Source organism: Paenibacillus sp. ACRRY, assembly GCF_022346995.1.
Classification (GTDB): Bacteria; Bacillota; Bacilli; order Paenibacillales; family Paenibacillaceae; genus Paenibacillus.
On record NZ_JAKRNM010000003.1, the window covers coordinates 388,056 to 405,581 of the forward strand.

The 17,526-nt window shown below is 52.3% G+C and carries 14 protein-coding genes; 11 read left to right on the forward strand and 3 right to left on the reverse strand.

The features are described 5' to 3' along the window. Nucleotides 1-61: 61 nt before the first annotated feature. The gene (locus MH144_RS15270; RefSeq protein WP_239301776.1) at nucleotides 62-670 is read left to right on the forward strand and encodes a LysE/ArgO family amino acid transporter; all 609 of its coding nucleotides are present in this window, start codon (nucleotides 62-64) and stop codon (nucleotides 668-670) included. A gap of 112 nt (nucleotides 671-782) precedes the next feature. On the opposite strand, the gene MH144_RS15275 is transcribed toward MH144_RS15270, so the two are convergent. From MH144_RS15275 to MH144_RS15285, 3 genes are all read right to left on the reverse strand, one after another. Then, nucleotides 783-1,619 carry a methyl-accepting chemotaxis protein gene (locus MH144_RS15275; RefSeq protein WP_239301788.1) on the reverse strand — a complete coding sequence of 279 codons (837 nt, stop codon included), beginning with the start codon at nucleotides 1,617-1,619 and terminating at the stop codon, nucleotides 783-785. A 309-nt stretch (nucleotides 1,620-1,928) separates the two neighbouring features. Continuing rightward, nucleotides 1,929-2,930 (reverse strand): GTP 3',8-cyclase MoaA, encoded by a 1,002-nt coding sequence (moaA, locus tag MH144_RS15280; RefSeq protein WP_239301790.1) that lies wholly within the window; start codon nucleotides 2,928-2,930, stop codon nucleotides 1,929-1,931. Nucleotides 2,931-3,057: 127 nt separating this feature from the next. Continuing rightward, nucleotides 3,058-5,280 carry a methyl-accepting chemotaxis protein gene (locus tag MH144_RS15285; protein ID WP_239301792.1) on the reverse strand — a complete coding sequence of 741 codons (2,223 nt, stop codon included), beginning with the start codon at nucleotides 5,278-5,280 and terminating at the stop codon, nucleotides 3,058-3,060. A gap of 582 nt (nucleotides 5,281-5,862) precedes the next feature. On the opposite strand from MH144_RS15285, the gene MH144_RS15290 reads away from it, so the two are divergent. The 10 genes from MH144_RS15290 (at nucleotide 5,863) to hydA (ending at nucleotide 17,522) form a co-directional block, all read left to right on the forward strand. Beyond that, nucleotides 5,863-6,678, forward strand: coding sequence for an ABC transporter ATP-binding protein (locus MH144_RS15290; RefSeq protein ID WP_239301794.1), 816 nt, complete (start codon nucleotides 5,863-5,865; stop codon nucleotides 6,676-6,678). Then, complete coding sequence (locus MH144_RS15295; RefSeq protein ID WP_239301804.1) at nucleotides 6,659-7,471, forward strand: ABC transporter permease; 813 nt, start codon at nucleotides 6,659-6,661, stop codon at nucleotides 7,469-7,471. Before MH144_RS15290 ends, MH144_RS15295 begins: the two co-directional genes overlap by 20 nt. Continuing rightward, complete coding sequence (locus tag MH144_RS15300) at nucleotides 7,468-8,403, forward strand: ABC transporter permease (protein WP_239301806.1); 936 nt, start codon at nucleotides 7,468-7,470, stop codon at nucleotides 8,401-8,403. Before MH144_RS15295 ends, MH144_RS15300 begins: the two co-directional genes overlap by 4 nt. An 80-nt stretch (nucleotides 8,404-8,483) precedes the next feature. Continuing rightward, nucleotides 8,484-9,545, forward strand: coding sequence for an ABC transporter substrate-binding protein (locus MH144_RS15305; RefSeq protein ID WP_239301808.1), 1,062 nt, complete (start codon nucleotides 8,484-8,486; stop codon nucleotides 9,543-9,545). Between the two features lie 22 nt (nucleotides 9,546-9,567). Then, complete coding sequence (locus MH144_RS15310) at nucleotides 9,568-10,941, forward strand: aspartate aminotransferase family protein (RefSeq protein WP_239301810.1); 1,374 nt, start codon at nucleotides 9,568-9,570, stop codon at nucleotides 10,939-10,941. A gap of 64 nt (nucleotides 10,942-11,005) precedes the next feature. Then, a complete protein-coding gene (locus tag MH144_RS15315) occupies nucleotides 11,006-12,286 on the forward strand; it encodes a M20 family metallo-hydrolase (RefSeq protein ID WP_239301812.1) in 1,281 nt (426 codons plus the stop codon). A 90-nt stretch (nucleotides 12,287-12,376) separates the two neighbouring features. Next, nucleotides 12,377-13,258 carry a nitrilase-related carbon-nitrogen hydrolase gene (locus MH144_RS15320; protein ID WP_239301814.1) on the forward strand — a complete coding sequence of 294 codons (882 nt, stop codon included), beginning with the start codon at nucleotides 12,377-12,379 and terminating at the stop codon, nucleotides 13,256-13,258. Between the two features lie 69 nt (nucleotides 13,259-13,327). Beyond that, nucleotides 13,328-14,698 (forward strand): NAD(P)-dependent oxidoreductase, encoded by a 1,371-nt coding sequence (locus MH144_RS15325; RefSeq protein WP_239301816.1) that lies wholly within the window; start codon nucleotides 13,328-13,330, stop codon nucleotides 14,696-14,698. 92 nt (nucleotides 14,699-14,790) lie between these two features. Next, nucleotides 14,791-16,086 (forward strand): NAD-dependent dihydropyrimidine dehydrogenase subunit PreA, encoded by a 1,296-nt coding sequence (gene preA / locus MH144_RS15330; RefSeq protein WP_239301818.1) that lies wholly within the window; start codon nucleotides 14,791-14,793, stop codon nucleotides 16,084-16,086. After that, nucleotides 16,083-17,522 carry a dihydropyrimidinase gene (gene hydA, locus MH144_RS15335; protein ID WP_239301830.1) on the forward strand — a complete coding sequence of 480 codons (1,440 nt, stop codon included), beginning with the start codon at nucleotides 16,083-16,085 and terminating at the stop codon, nucleotides 17,520-17,522. The genes preA and hydA overlap by 4 nt, the downstream gene beginning before the upstream one ends. Nucleotides 17,523-17,526: the final 4 nt, after the last annotated feature.

Genomic DNA, 17,526 nt, shown 5'->3' on the forward strand with positions numbered 1-17,526 from the left:
TGGTTGGTCACACGGAAAGTCATCCCCTCTAATATAGAGACATATACAAGGGGGATGAACAATGAGTGTAATTATACATGCCGTGGTACTGGCGTTTGGCCTGATCCTGCCACTTGGCGTGCAGAACGTGTTTATTTTTAACCAGGGGATGAGCCAGCGAAGTTTATTGCGTGCACTTCCGGCGGTAGTGACAGCTGGTATTAGCGATACATTATTAATTGGTGCTGCGGTCGGAGGGGTGTCTCTCATTTTGCTGCAGTGGCCGCTACTCGCCGGTGTGTTGTATGCAGGGGGCAGTGCATTTCTGCTGTATATGGCATGGAGCATATGGAAGTCATCCGGAACCGTGAGTGGCTCAGCATCCGTGTTGACCGCAGGGCGCCAGATTGCTTTCGCTGCTTCCGTATCCCTGCTTAACCCGCATGCACTGCTGGATACAGTAGCTGTCATTGGCACCAGCTCACTTCAGTATGAAGGGGTGGACCGGATTACTTTTGCCATCACCGCAGCGGCGGTTTCTTGGATATGGTTCCTTGGACTCGCAAGTGCTGGAAGGTGGATTGGAAGAACGGATACTACTGGACGGATCAGTCTGGTCTTCAATCGGTTATCGGCAGTGGTAATGATTGTGATGGCGGCCATGATGATATGGAAGCTGATTCATATGTAGCGTCTCACACGGGAATTTTTGCTGAGAAAAACCCCGCACGATAGCGTGCGGGGTTCATTGTGTTACAGGCTGAGTTGCAGCCGGTTGTAACATCTGATCATGCTGTTTATCGTTATTCCGCTTTCAGAATCATGGATTGAATAAAGGACTTCAGTTCCTCACTCACATTGTTCAACTGGTCAATAACTTCGCTAAATTCCGTGACAAGTTCAGCCTGCTGCGTACTGGACTGGGAGATGGATGTAATCTCCTGCTCCATCTGACGGATGGAATGCTGTACGTCCTGGAGGGAACGTTCGATATTCACGGTAGCTTCCTTCGTCCCGGTGGACAGCTTGCGTACTTCGGAGGCCACTACACCGAATCCGGCGCCTGCTTCACCCGCTCGTGCTGCTTCAATAGCCGCGTTGAGGCCGAGTAAATTGGTTTGTTCGGAGACTTCCCGGATAAACGAGGCCACTTTATTGACTTCCGCTGCATTTTGAACGGCAACCTTGGTGTTGTCCAGAATTTGTGAAGAGGAGGCAGTCAGCTCTTCGGATTGAGCTGCTACAGTTTGGACCATGTCGGTCAGCCTGCCACTGATGCCGCTGATCAATTCGGTGAAATGTCCAAGCTGCTCTTCGTTTTTGAGAGAGAAACCAATGGCAAGCGCACCAACAATATTCCCCGCTTCATCGCGCAGAGGTGTAGCTGTAGAATTAAGGGCTGTTCCGTAATGATGTGCTTCAATGCGATTGGCAGAAGTCTCGCCGTTGATCAGGGCACGGCGCAGTGTAGGATCCTCTAGTGAAACAGGGTCTCCTGCCTTGATACCGAGGTCAAGATCTTCGCTGGGCACGTAATACCAGAATTTTTCGGTGTCGGTTACAGCAATCATCAGATTATGTTCCTTAAGCATGATTTTAAAATATGGACTTGCTGCGACGATTGCTTCAACAATGTTCATCCAGTCAGCTCCTATGTGCGGTATATTTGTTTGGTTTTCATTGATTATACATCGTCCGTATCACGGAAATTATAGAGACCCAGAGGGCAATATATAATCATCTTTTATTGTAACAATTTTAGTAGCAGAAAGGAAAAGGAAGTCCTATTTTTTAGTGACCCTCTTAGGACTTTATGAAAAAAGCCGCAAAGGATATCTCCTTTGCGGCTTCATAACAAGCTATTATCGTTTGCACAACGTTTGTTGAGCTTACTTAGCATCCATAGTTCTTTAATTCGTTCGTAACCGTTATAAGGTTGAAAAGAAGGCTTAACCGCCGATCTGGGACATGCGCCGTACGGTTGGGGTATGGCTTTGCATTTTTTGCTCCAGCGCCAGCGCCATCTCATGGTTCTTCGGCTTCGTGCCGAGTGCCTTGAGGAAGAGGGCAGCCATCGCATCCGGATCATCGACGTAGCGGCGAACATTGTACTCATCCGACCAGTACAGGCAGGCCTTGATATGTCCGTCTGCCGTCAGGCGCAGCCGGTTGCAATTATCACAGAAGTGATCGCTAACCGGATGGATCAGACCGAAAGTTCCCTGTGAACCAACAATCTTCATGTTGCGGGAAGGACCATTTCCTGCTGGTCCCGATGTGCTCTCTACGGTCCAGCCGGCTTCCGCGCACACATCAGTGACGGTTTCCAGCGGGAGGTACGATTTACGCCATGAATCCGAAGCATGTCCGATGGGCATGTATTCGATAAAACGCACATGCAGCGGTTGATCGATCGTCATCGCAATGAAATCCTTGATTTCATCATCATTGATGCCCTTCATCAGGACCACGTTCAGCTTGATTGGCGCAAGTCCAACAGCCGTTGCAGTTTCAATCCCCTTGAGCACCTTATTGACGTCTCCTCCGCGGGTAATCATGGAGAAACGGTCCGCATGAAGGGAATCGAGACTGATGTTAATCCGGTTTAGTCCAGCGTCTTTCAGTGCCTGGGCCTGTTTATCCAGCAGGAGCGCATTGGTCGTCAGCGCAATATCCTCAATCCCGTCGATAGCCGAGATCATGCCAACAAGCTTATGCAGATCCTTGCGTACCAGAGGTTCACCGCCAGTCAGCCGCACCTTGCGCATGCCCATCGGGGCGAGTACCTTGAGCACCTGGGTGATTTCCTCGTAACTCATAATTTCATCATGCGGGGCGAACTCCATGCCTTCGGCCGGCATGCAGTACACACAACGCAAATTACAGCGGTCCGTAACGGAAATACGGATGTAGTCATGGATCCTACCAAACGAATCCTGGAGCATTTCCATGCTGACCACCCTTTCATTGATTCAGATTGGAAAGCTTCTATAAAATGAACGATACGACAACGTCGAAATTCAAAAGAACAGTTGCATCAAATTTTAGCTATTTCTCCAATCCGCGTCAACGATAACGTCAGGTGGCAGCAATTTTTTCGGAATGAGTCAGCTGGAATTGACCCACAATCTGCTGCAAAAATACGGTGATGGCTTCCACGTTATGCGAAGACTGTTGAACATGCATCATGTCACTCAGCAATGCCATCATCTCGGTCTCCACCTCTGCGGACGTGGAGCGGTTTTGTTGACTGATGGCAGCGATATTTTCCATAAGTCTGACAACTTGATCCACGACCTGTGTCCTCTGCGAGTCTTCTGCTGACGCACTTTGCAGCAGTTGTGCAGCTGCTTGGACCAGTGTGCTGCCTTCAGCAAGTACCTGATCTCCCTCATGAATAGAGCGGGCAGCGGTATCGGCTGCAGTAGTGATATTATTCAGAATCTGATGGATGTCTTCGGTAGAGGAACGGGACAGCTCGGCCAGCTTGCGAATCTCCCCGGCAACGACAGCGAAACCTCGGCCATGCTCCCCGACACGTGCTGCTTCAATGGATGCATTCAGCGCCAGCAGATTCGTTTGAGCGGATATTTCATCAATGGCCGCCAGTGCTCGGTAAATGTCCTGCATGGTCTCCATAAAGGAAAGAATCGTACGGTTCGTATCCTTGACGGTCCCGGAGATCTGAGTCATTTTGCCGCCAATGCGTTCCACTTCCTGACGTGCAACAACAATCTGCTCTGTGGCCGAGGCTTCCAGCTGCTGCAATGTAAGACGCATATGGTCGGCAGCCAGCTTGGCCTGATCGAGATCTTCCAGTTGTTCACGTATGCCGTGGATCATGGACCCGAGCTTATGGTTTACACGTTCAGTAGTAACTTGGGTCGTTTCGGTGGAAGTACGCATCTGATACTGGTTGTTCATCACATCCACGGTGGCAATCTGTACCTTGAGCATGATGCCTTCGAGCGAATCAATCATGTTATTAATCCATTTTGCGAGTTCACCTGATTCATCCTGTGCAAAAGCGGATGTATCGAGCCGCTGGGTCAGATCGCCCTGACCCTCTGCGTTGATCCGAATAAACCGGCTGATACGCCGCAAGTCCTCGTGTACACGTTGATGATGTCTCCGCTGCAGTTGATCTGCTGTGATCAAACCCAGAATGATATTAAATGCCGCCAGAGCTGCTGCACTCCATGCACTTCCTGATAAGGCATAGACGAGGGCAGCTCCCCCAATGCCTGATAAACCGATAAACAGGCTGTGCAGCTTGAACTGACGCCAGCCGATACTGCGTACCCGGTATACTTCCTCCAAGTCACCTTCGCACATCATGCCCCATCGATCGGGGCAGTGGGGAAGCTGGAAGGTGATGCCTTTGCCGATAACAGAAATATGACGGTAATCGGAATAACCTGGATAGGCCGCAAACAGATTCGACCCGTTACGAATGGTATTTGCAACGCCAGGATGCAGCTCTCCAGTGGATGGGTCGGTAAACATCAACTCCAGTTCGGTATGCTCCTTGACGGATACACTCCCCCAATCGGTTGTGACACCATCCTTGAGATTTTCGCCATGTGTAAATGTACGATCCTCAAATCGGCTTCGGGACAAGGCCGTTCCTGGCTGCAGATGCGGGCGCAGTTTCGACTCGGCCATGAAGAGATAATTATCTCCCGAATCGGGATAGACATGTCCGGACTCCCGTTGGATCAAGTCCCCGAGTACATCATTGGGGATTCGACAGCACAGTGAGCCGATGTAGCGTCCTTCCTGCACCATAGGTTCAATAAACATGAGGGTGACATCATCGTGAAAAGAGGAGGAGCGGGGCCCGATCTCCATGGTCACTGGATCGGAATAGGGTCCATAGAGACATCTTTTCCCGGTCGCATCTGCTCTTGCATACTTCAAGCCTGGTCCAATGGAAACATCGTTATCTTCATAGATCTGTCCAATATGTTTCTTATATGTAGAAAATACAACCTGATTCTGTTCGTCCAACATAAAAATCTCCGTGCTATCTGCTGCCCGGATGTACGCTGCTTTGAAGCATGCATCCCATTTGCTGCTATTTTGTACGATTTGTGCTGTGTCCAGAAGCCCTGCTGACTTGATCTGGTTCACGAATTGATCCATATGACGCCACTGTTCATCTGCCCAATCCAGTAGAAGCTGATGTCTGGTTTCGGCAATTCCCTCAAAAATCTGCTCCACATCATTTTTGATATGTGCGTTCAACCGATACGACCGCCATAACGGCCACCCTTTTCTCCAGCCAAGCCAATCAAACATACAGACCACCCCGATCTTTGAAGTTGAAAGCTTAATTGCACAGCCCTTTCCTGATAAAACGATATGGATTCTGTCATTTCTAAAAGAAGGGGTATTCCTATCTTTTCCATATAAAACGTTATACAAGAAAAACGACAAGAATACGAGGGTATATGTCATATTTTCCGAATATTTATTCAATAAATACAAAGAAACATGCGCTTTTTGAGGAGGATAGGCATGTGAATGACCTATATTGTAGGTCTTATTGTACTGGAATACGTACCCAGTTCTATATATTTGCACGAATAAACAAGCCATAAAGAAAGGATGTTGAAATGCAGCGCTATATAGGCATATCGAATAAAGTGATGTCAGATAAACCATCCATGGGCTGACATCGTCCCGAATGAGAATTCGTCTCATTTTACACTGTGTAACATGAACAGGCCCATACTCAAAACAGTCTGTATAATGTAATCTTTGCTCAATGATATATAGTATTACCTAACCAGAAAAACCTGTTACGTTCGTGAACGCAAACCTTCCATTCGGCCTTGGTGTGAAATGAAACCTAACTTCCCCGCGAAAAGGAGTATGCCTATGTCATCCATGAACGTCCCCGAAGCTCGCCACATTGAAATTGATCATGTATCTGTCGTTTTTGGCACTGGAACGAAGCAGGTCACCGCGCTGTCTGATGTAACGTTCCATATCCAGTCCAATGAATTCGTCTCGCTGCTTGGTCCCTCAGGCTGTGGCAAGTCGACATTGCTCAGGCTCATAGCCGATCTGCTGCAGCCGACTTCAGGCAGCGTCCGGATTGCAGGCTCAGAACCTGAGAAGGCGCGCTTGCAGCGACAATTCGGTATCGTATTCCAGACACCGGCCCTGTTTGATTGGCGCACGGTACGTCACAATGTCGAGCTGCCGCTGGAGATCATGGGCACAAGCAAAAGAGAGTGCCGCCGCATCAGTAGTGAGCTGCTTGAGATGGTCGGGCTTACCCGATTTGCTGACCACTATCCTTGGCAGCTCAGTGGAGGCATGCAGCAGCGGGTATCGATTGCGCGTGCACTCTCGCTGGACCCGCCGCTGCTGCTGATGGATGAGCCGTTCTCCGCCCTGGATGAATTCACGAAAGAGAAGCTTCAACTGGAACTGCTTGAGATCAAGCGGTCCACGGGCAAAACCTTCCTCTTTGTCACACACAGTATCCCCGAAGCCGTATTCCTGTCCGATCGCATTATCGTCCTCTCGGCACATCCCGGGCAAGTACATTCCATTCACTCTGTCGCGCTGCCTTCGGATCGAACCAATGAACTGAGAGAGACTGAAGATTTCTACCACATGCTGACCACCATTCGCAATTGTTTTCATGAGGAGCGTGATCCGGGCCATGTCCCTGCGCTCATTTAAACTGGATTACCGATCCTGGATCGTGATCTGGATTCTATCCCTATTGCTGCTGTGGGAGGGTATAGCTTGGATTCTCCACATGTGGATGTCACCGCAGCAGGCTGCATCCCGTCTGCCTTACCTTCATGACGTTCTTGCCGCACTGGTTCGCTACTCGGGCACTCTCGCTGAGCAGGGGGCAGTGACGTTCGGCAATGCAGCGATTGGATTCGCAGGAGGAGCAATGCTGGGTCTAATGCTGGCACTTCTTATGAGTGCGGCCGTCTGGCTGGAACGTACATTATCTCCCTATGTTATCTCGTCACAGATGATCCCAATTATCGGTCTCGCACCGATCGTGTACGGCATTATTCATCACGCCGAGTGGGCCAGGATCGTCATGGCGGCTTATGTTACATTTTTTCCCATTGTCATTCACACGTTAAAAGGATTAAAGAGCGCTGCGCCGGAGCATCTGGAGTTGATGCGTTCCTGCGGAGCCTCGCTTCCGGCCAGATATATCAAATGCCTGCTGCCTTCTGCCCTACCGGGACTATTCTCGGGCATGAAAATCGCTGCTCCGCTAGCCGTCACTTCTTCCATCGTTGTCGAACTGATGGGTGCACCGGATGGACTCGGTGTCCTGATGGTCAGTTCCTTGTATTATGGCAGTGCTCAAGCTGGCATGTTCTGGGCTACGATCATGCTTAGTATCGGCATTGGTCTAATCTCGTATCTGGTCATCAGCCTGGCCGAGCGCTGGTTAACGCCTTGGCAGCCCGAATTCAGAGCCAAGGGAGGAAACACGGTATGAGTGAAGGCGTAATGGTGAACCGCAACAGGGATGAGAACGGAACAGCTGCGGTTTCCGGTTCTGCAGCTTTGTCCGGTTCAGCTATGGCTGCTTCTGTCACCAGCTCGGAGATTCAGGGGCAGCAGGGACAAGCAGAACAGGAACGGCCTGTCGGTACTGCGCGGAAAAAATGGACCATGTTGCATTTGCTCCCCTGGCTGGCCGGCCTATGTTTTCTCGCCTTGTGGCAGTTCCGGTTGTTTCATCAATTATTTTCTCTGGAAAGTTATCAGCTTCCTGTACCTTCAGCCATTGCAGCTTCCATCCGGGATAATGCAGAAATGCTCTTTCGATATGCCCTATATAGTGGGACGGAAATGCTGGGCGGCTTCCTGCTGGGTTCCCTTCTGGGGGCGGTCGCAGCCGCAGGCGCCTCGTTCTTCCCCATCAGCGGCAAGGCAGGGATCGCGGTGATGTCGGCTCTTAACGCAGTCCCGATTGTTGCACTGGCACCCATCATGAACAACTGGTTTGGGGACGGCATCTGGTCACGGATTGCCGTAGTGGCCGTCATTACGATGGCAGCCATGGCAGTCAGTCTGTTCAAAGGGCTCACTTCCATACAGCCGCAGTACGGTGAGCTGCTGGACGGACTCGCTGCAAGCCGTATGCAGGTGTTCCTGAAGTTGCGCTTGCCACATGCCATGCCGTCCCTCTTTGCCGGACTGAAGATCAACATGTCCACCAGTATTATCGGTGCCATTGTGGGCGAGTTTTTTATCGCTTCCCAAGGACTTGGATACCTGCTGTCGGATCAGATCCGGCTTGCCAATATGCCGCTAGCATGGTCTTGTATCGTCATTGCTGCCGCTCTCGGCATCGTGCTCTATGAAGCGGTTGTACTGGCGGAGAAGCGGCTCATTCCATGGAACCGTGTGCGCACTAACGCATAACCCTCACTAGCGTGCGGGAATACCACAGATCCGCTGCAGTACCTGATTGAATTCTTATATAAACAGGGGGTTGTTTGTATATGTACAAAACGTTGAAATCGGGTTTGATGGTCGTTGTGCTGATGCTCACGGTTGCCTTGCTGGCAGCATGTTCTGCCAAGACGGAACCGTCTGCCGAACCTGCTGCTGCAAGTTCAGGAGGAGATGCAGAGCAGTCTTTAACCAAAGTGAAAATTCAGCTTAAATGGGTTCCGCAGGCCCAGTTCGCCGGAATTTATGCCGCGAAGGAACAAGGTTTTTTTGAAGATGAAGGTATTGATGCAGAGATTATTCCGGGTGGCCCGGATATCGTTATTGAACAGCAGGTGGTGAACGGTGCAGCCGATGTCGGCATCACGGGGGTAGACAGTCTGCTGGTGAGCCGTGACAACGGTCTGCCGCTGGTCTCCCTTGCCCAGATCTCACAGAAGAGCAGCTATCGCCTGATCGCCAAGAAGTCGGCAGGAATTACGGATCCGGCCCAAATGAAAGGCAAAAAGGTAAGCACATGGTTCGGCAGCCAGCAGTTCCAGGTCCTCGCTTTTATGGAGAAGAACGGACTTGATCCGAAGAAGGATATTGAGCTGGTGAAGCAGGGGTTTACGATGGATCAGTTTTTCAATGACCAGGTGGATGTCGCCACAGCAACCATATATAACGAATATCACGTCGTGCTGGAGAGTGGCGTACAAGAGTCCGATCTGGATGTGTTCAACATTGAGGATGCCGGCGTAGGCATGCTGGAAGATACATTGATCGCGAAGAAGGACTGGGTCGATGGCAACCGCGATCTTGCTGTTAAAGTCACCCGTGCCATTCTGAAAGGCTGGAACTATGCCATCGACAACCAGGAGGAAACGGTGGATATCGTCATGAGCAACGTGACCGATGGCAGTACGACCCGTGAACATCAGGTGACGATGCTGGAAGAGATTGCGAAGCTGATTCGTCCGGAAGGATTTACGGAGCAGCAGGTGGGCAGTTTTGTGGATGAATCGTTTGCCCGTACAGCAGATATTGCACTGAATTATGGATTGATCAAGAAGGCAGCCAACCTGGATGAAGCGCTGGAGAAGAGCATTTACGAAGAAGCGGTGAAATAAGGCAGTCGAAGGAGGATGACGAATGAACTCCGTGGATCAGCAACCTCAGCCGCTTGGCGGTACCAAGGAAGAATGGCTGGAGAAAGACCGCAGATATGTGTGGCATCACATCTCGCCTCATAACGATCATCCGATGATTGCGGTCAGCGGAGAAGGCAGCTGGATCACGGATCAGGATGGAACGCGGTACCTGGATGCCATGTCCGGGTTATGGTGCGTGAATGTGGGGCATGGACGGGAGGAGATTGCGAAGAGCGCATATGAGCAGATGAAAACACTCGCTTATGTGCCGATGACCCAGAGCCACGAACCGGCGATTTTGCTGGCAGAGAAGCTGAACGAGTGGCTGGAGGGAGACTATCGAATCTTTTTCTCCAATTCCGGATCGGATGCCAATGAGGTGGCGTTCAAAATAGCCCGTCAGTTTCATCACCAAAATGGTGAGCCAACCAGACACAAGTTCATCTCCCGTCACCGGGCTTATCATGGCAACTCCATGGGCGCACTCGGTGCCACCGGGCAAGCTGCCCGCAAGATCAAGTACGAGCCGCTGGGCGTGGGCTTCTCCCATGTTCCACCCCCGTACTGCTATCGCTGTCCGTTTGGACGGAACAAAGAGGGCTGCGGACTCGAATGTGCAACCATCTATGAGGAGGTCATCCGCTGGGAAGGCCCCGAGACAGTGGCTGCGGTGATCATGGAACCGGTGATTACGGGGGGCGGCATGATTGTCCCGCCTCCGGACTACATGCGTACAGTGAAGGAAATCTGTGAGCGTTATGGTGTACTGCTGATCGTGGATGAAGTGATCTGCGGGTTCGGTCGTTCGGGACAGAAGTTCGGACACCAGAATTATGGGGTGCAGCCGGATATAGTCACCATGGCCAAGGGGATGACCAGTGCGTACTCTCCGTTATCGGCTACAGCCGTGCGAGCGGATCTGTATGATACGTTCCGGGAACCCGGACCGGATGCTCACTTTCGTCATGTGAACACCTTCGGCGGCAATCCGGTATCCTGCCGGGTAGCACTGGCCAATCTCGACATCCTGGAGCGTGAAAATCTGGTGCAGCGTGCGGATGAACTGGGGCGAATCCTTCGTGAGAAGCTGGAGCCGCTGCTGGAGCTGCCCGTGGTCGGAGATGTTCGAATGTTTGGATTCGCCTGCGGCATTGAGCTTATTGAAGCGGACGGCTCCCCGGCAGATGCAGGGAAGGTCGCACACGTGCTGGCCAGTTGTAAGAAGGACGGCATTCTCATCGGTAAGAACGGGGACACGGTACCCGGGTTCGCCAACATTTTGACGATATCCCCACCTTTTGTCACCACGGAGGATGAGCTGGAGCTGATTGCGGCAAGTTTGCTTAAGGCACTGAGCAGTGTGGAGGCAGGATAGTGGATGGATAGCTAATCACAGAAATGCACTCGTTTGAAAATAGAACACATGGAGGCGAGGGAAGATGCAGACCACAACCGGATTAGGCATTAACCATCTTCGGTTGAATGAACGAATTGAACAATTGTCCCGCATTGGACAAATCGGAGAGACGGGCGTTTGTCGGCTTGCCCTCACCCCTGAAGATATGGACGGCATTATCCAGGTGCGTCTCTGGATGGAAGAAGCCGGATTGGTGACTCGTCTTGATCCATTTGGGAATCTGATTGGCCGCCTTGAAGGTGTGGATCCTGCGCAGCCCATCCTCATGGTCGGTTCACATATTGATTCACAGCCTTATGGTGGTCGATATGATGGTGCGATTGGTGTCCTGGGGGCCCTGGAAGCTGTGCAGTGCCTGATGGAGAGTGGCCTTCAGCCTCCGATGCCAATTGAGGTCGTAGCTTTTTGCGATGAAGAGGGTTCCCGATTTAACAAAGGCTTGTTTGGCTCCCGGGGAATGACCGGGCAGTTGGAAATGGGAGAACTGGAGCGGCAGGACAGGAACGGGGTGACTCGCCGGGAGGCGCTGGAATCCTTCGGATACTCGGTAGAGAAATTCGCTGAAGGAGTGTATGCACCTGATTCCATCGGCAGCTATCTGGAGCTGCATATCGAACAGGGCCCTGTGCTGGAATCGCTGGATGCTCCGGTGGGACTGGTCACGGGCATCTCCGGTCCTTTATGGCTAACGATTACGATCAAGGGCATGGCAGGGCATGCCGGTTCGGTACCGATGGCCATGCGTAATGATGCGCTCGTTGGCAGTGCCAGAGTCATTGCAGCGTTTGACGACATGGTTAGGGCAGATCCGGCTGCCCCCACGGTTGGTACTGTGGGCAGTCTGAGGGTGTTCCCCGACTCGCGCAACATCATCCCTGAAGAAGTCAGCTTCACCTTGGACTTGCGCGATATGGAGATGGAACGCCGTAACCAGCTTGAAGCCCGGCTGATGAATGTGCTCGCTGAAGTATGCAGTCAGCATGGGCTTGCCTATTCCGTGGCTGAAGATACCAATAGTGAACCGAGCTACTGTGCGGAACGAATCAAGGCAGCCATTCGCTCGTCTGCAGAGGAGATGGACTTGTCCTTGCCGGAGCTCATGAGTGGTCCGTTCCATGATGCACTGGCGCTATCCTATGTCTGCGACTATGGCATGATTTTTGTCCGCAGCAAGGATGGGATCAGCCATCATCCGAGTGAGTATTCCTCCCCGGAGGACATTGCGCTGGGAACGGAGGTATTATACCGCACGATTCGGCAGATATGCAGGCAGCTGCCTGCTGACGATGAATCGGAGGGCTGATTCACCTTTTATGATAGAAAATGAACACGATAAACGATCGGATTTTCTCTAATACATCTTAATCAGGGTAGAAGGAGGCGCTACAGGCGTATGGGAAAAATCAATATAGGCCTGATTCAGGCTTCGCATGAAGTGGAAGGATCGGCACTGGTTGAAGAGCACAAGGAGGCTGCCATCCAGAAGCATATCACCCTGGTCCGTGAGGCTGCAGCGCGAGGAGCACAGATTATCGGACTGCAGGAGGTTTTCTATGGCCCCTACTTTTGCACCGAACAAAATCCCAAATGGTATGCATCTGCCGAACCGGTGCCGGAGGGGCCGACAACCAGGCGTTTTCAGGCACTTGCGAAGGAACTTGGCGTGGTGATCATTTTGCCCGTGTACGAGGTAGAAGGCATTGCATCGTATTACAATACGGCTGCCGTGATTGATGCCGATGGCTCCTATCTGGGCAAATACCGCAAGCATCATATCCCGCATGTGGAAGCAGGTGAGGGCACGAACGGTTTCTGGGAAAAGTACTATTTCAGGCCTGGGAATCTCGGATACCCGGTATTTGATACAGCTTACGCCAGAGTGGGCGTGTACATCTGCTATGATCGGCACTTTCCGGAAGGAGCCCGTCTGCTCGGACTCGCCGGAGCGGAGATTGTGTTCAATCCGTCAGCCACGGTGGCGGGTACATCGGAATATCTGTGGAAATTGGAACAGCCTGCCCACGCTGTGGCCAACGGCTATTACGTGGCTGCCATTAACCGGGTAGGCGTGGAGGCACCTTGGAATATGGGCGAGTTCTATGGTCAGTCGTATCTGGTGGACCCGCGCGGACGAATGGTTGCCATGGGCAGCAGGGATCAGGATGAGATTGTCATCGGCGAGATGGATATCGAAATCATCCGTGAAGTGCGCAATGTGTGGCAATTCTACCGGGATCGGCGCCCTGAGACGTATGAGCATCTGGTTAATCTGTAACAGGCATTTGAAAGGTTGTATTCAAAAAAGGAACCGGACCCTAATTCAATCCCTAGGAGGTGCATGGTCATGATAAACAACCCGGGAACAGCGTTATCCGATTATGGATGGGAGAGCCGTTTTGCCGAGATGAAACCCGCCATGACAGGCAAGGAAGCGATGGAGGAATCCAACCGCTGTCTGTACTGTTACGATGCACCTTGCATCAAGGCGTGCCCAACGGATATCAACATTCCTTCGTTTATTCGGAAAATCTCGACAGGTCATCTGAAAGGCTCGGCCCGAACCATTATGGATGCCAATCCGGTAGGAGCCAGCTGTGCAAGGGTCTGTCCAACCGAGGAATTGTGCGAAGGCGCCTGTGTACTGAACGAATCGTCCAAGCCCATTCGCATCGGTGATCTGCAGCGATATGCCACGGACTGGGCACGGGTGTCTAATGAACCTTTGTTTCAGGCAGCCCCCTCCAATGGTTGTTCCATTGCTGTTGTTGGCGCCGGGCCTGCCGGCTTGTCCGCAGCCAGAGAGCTTGGCCGTGCAGGGTATGAGGTGACGATCTATGAAGCGAAGCCAAAGGGTGGTGGATTAAATACGTACGGGATCGTCTCCTTTCGTTTACCGCAGGACGTGTCCCTGTGGGAAGTGGAGCAGGTTGAAGCGCTGGGAGTACACATCCGGTATGGTGTACGCATAGGCGTGGATCTGTCTCCTGCACAACTGCTGGAACAGCATGAAGCTGTCATTCTGGCTTGTGGGATGGGTTCCGTTCCGATGCTTGGGATCGAAGGAGAGAACTTGGAAGGGGTGTACGATGCCATTGAACTGGTGGAATCTACGAAACAGGGCGTACCGCCTGCGCTGAATGGTCTAAGAGTAGCCGTCATAGGTGCGGGCAACACGGCAGTGGATGCAGCCACCTGCTCGGTACGTCTGGGAGCAGAACGTGTACAGATGCTCTATCGTCGCGGAGAGAGTCAGATGACAGCCTATGCGTTTGAATATGCATTTGCAAAACAGGAAGGTGTAGAGTTCCGCTGGTTTACGATGCCGCAGCGCATTATTGGCGATGAGAATGGGCGAGTCCAGGCTGTGGAGTGTGTCAAAATGGAGCTGGTCACGCCGCCAGGAGGCGGGCGTGCATTACCCGTACCCCAAGAAGGAACGGAGTTCATGATTGAATGTGACACCGTCGTTCGGGCGATCGGACAGAACCGGCTGCTGCCTCTCATTGAAGCTTTCGGTCTGCGTCATCACTGGGGCGTTGTCGAGGTGGAGCAGCAGACCTACCGAACTTCTCATCCGCAGATCTATGCGGCAGGGGATGTGGTTTTCGGCCAGGGGCAAGGCGAAGCCATGGTTGTCTCAGCAGCACAGCAGGGCAAGCTGGCCGCAGCAGCACTGATGAAGGCACTGCCTGGACAGGTGGAGGAGACAGCTTGAGGTGAGCTTGTGCTTCGTATGCTGTTCAGACTACGAAGCCACCGAGTGCTGAGCAAGACCATATATGCAAACAACACCAAGGAGGGATCGTTATGGCTGACTTATCGATAAATCTGGCAGGTATTCGATCACCCAATCCATTTTGGCTGGCATCCGCGCCACCGACCAATACAGGATATCAGGTGCAGCGCGCCTTCGAGGCAGGCTGGGGAGGTGCGGTGTGGAAGACGCTGGGTGAACCGATCATTAACACGTCATCCCGTTTTGCCGCTGTACATTTCGGCGGACAGCGGGTAGCGGGCTTCAACAATATTGAGCTGATCTCCGATCGTCCACTGGAGGTCAATCTGCGGGAGATTGCTGAAACCAAGAAACGTTTCCCGGATCGCGCGGTCATTGCATCACTGATGGTGGAGCCGCAGCGCGAGAAGTGGCATGAGATTGTCAAAAAGGTGGAGGCGATCGGGGTAGACGGACTGGAGCTAAACTTCGGCTGCCCTCATGGCATGGCCGAACGCGGCATGGGGGCAGCTTCTGGTCAGCAGCCGGATCTGGTTGAGCTGCAGACGATGTGGGTGAAGGAAGTCGCGACGACACCCGTGATCGTGAAACTGACACCGAATATTACGGATATTACGGCAACGGCCCGGGCAGCAGTGCGAGGCGGTGCGGATGCAATCTCGCTCATCAACACCATTAACTCTCTGGCGGGCGTGGATCTGGATTCGTGGAATACCGTGCCCCATGTAGGCGGCAAAGGGGCCCATGGCGGCTATTGCGGACCAGCTGTGAAGCCGATTGCCCTGAACATGGTGGCCGAATGTGCCCGCCATCCGGAAGTGGGGGTACCCATCTCGGGTATTGGTGGCATATCTGATTGGCGGGATACGGCTGAATTTTTGCTCATGGGAGCGACAGGCGTGCAAGTGTGCACCGCAGCGATGCATCATGGTTTTCGCATCGTGGAGGATATGATCGATGGGCTGAATGATTATTTGGATGAGAAGGGCCTGAGCAGTGTGGCAGAACTTGTGGGCCAGACGGTACCCCGATATTCGGACTGGGGTAATCTGGATCTCAATTACAAAGTGGTCGCCCGCATCAACCGTGATGTCTGCATTAACTGCAACAAGTGCCATATCGCTTGTGAGGACACATCGCACCAGTGTATCGATATGCTGACCGATCCTTCCGGCGCCTATCTGGAAGTGGTCGAGGAAGATTGTGTGGGATGTAACCTATGCTCGATTGTATGTCCGGTGGACGGAGCTATTGAGATGGTCGAGGTAGCACCTGAACAGACCCCATTAACCTGGAATGAACGTCAATCTGCGATTGCTGTGCTGCAATCGATTAGAGATCAATCAACCAAGGAGGCGATATCATGAGTGGGCGCAAACTGATTCAGAATGGCGTGTTGGTCACGGCAGCGGACACATTTGAAGCGGATATACTTATCGAGAACGGGAAAATCATGCAGATTGGCATGGGCATGGTGGCGGATGACCGAACGGAGATCGTGGATGCTTCCGGCTGTTATGTCATTCCCGGCGGTATTGATCCGCATACACATCTGGATATGCCTTTTGGCGGGACAGTGACCGCGGATGATTTTGCAACGGGAACCGCAGCTGCAGCGTTTGGCGGAACAACGACGATCCTTGATTTCTGTCTGACCCAGAAAGGCAAACCGCTCACCGAATCCCTGAAGGAATGGCATGCGAAGGCCAAGGGTAAGGCTGCCATCGACTATGGATTTCATCTGATGATCGGAGAGATGAATGACCAGGTATTGGAGGAACTGCCGCAGGTCATTGAGGAAGAAGGGGTGTCTTCCTTCAAAGTGTTCATGGCCTATAAAAACCAGTTCCAGGCAGATGATGGCATCCTCTATCAGACGCTGCAAAAGGCCAAGGAATACGGTGCACTGGTGATGGTGCATGCCGAGAACGGGGATGTCATCGATCTGCTTGTACGACAGGCGCTCGCCGAAGGGCGGAATGAGCCGATCCATCACGCACGTACCCGTCCTTCCATCCTGGAAGGAGAGGCGACAGGACGCGCTGCACGTCTGGCTGCCCTTGCGGATTCACAGCTGTATGTCGTGCATGTGACGTGCGCCGAAGCGGTAGAGCAGATTGCTCGCATGCGTGACATGGGCTACCGGATCTGGGGGGAGACGTGTCCGCAGTATTTGACGCTGGATCAGTCCATCATGGATCAGCCTGATTTCGAAGGGGCGAAGTATGTCTGGTCCCCGCCTCTCCGGGAAGCCTCCCATCAGGATGTGTTGTGGAACGCACTGAAGAGCGGCCAGTTGCAGACCATTGGGTCCGATCACTGCTCATTTAATTTCAAGGGACAGAAAGATCTAGGGAAGAATGACTTTAGCAAAATTCCGAATGGTGGGCCTGTCATTGAGGACCGTCTTAGCATTTTATACTCGGAGGGAGTTGCGAAGGGACGCATTTCATTGAATCAATGGGTAGATCTGTGTTCTACACGAGCGAGCAAGCTGTTTGGGATGTTTCCGCAGAAAGGGACGCTTGCAGTCGGTACCGATGCGGATATCGTTATTTTCGATCCTTCCCTTTCCCGGGAGATATCGGCCAGTACACATCATATGAATGTGGATTATAGTGCCTTCGAAGGCATGCAGGTACAGGGATGTCCCATCACCGTATTGTGCCGGGGGGAGTATGTCATTAAGGATCGTCAGTTTGCAGGTGCGGCAGGATCAGGCAAGTATGTGAAGCGTGCCAAATACGATGCAGGTGCCCCTATGCCTGGGCGGCAGACGGTTACAACAGTGACAGGAGGTTAAGGCG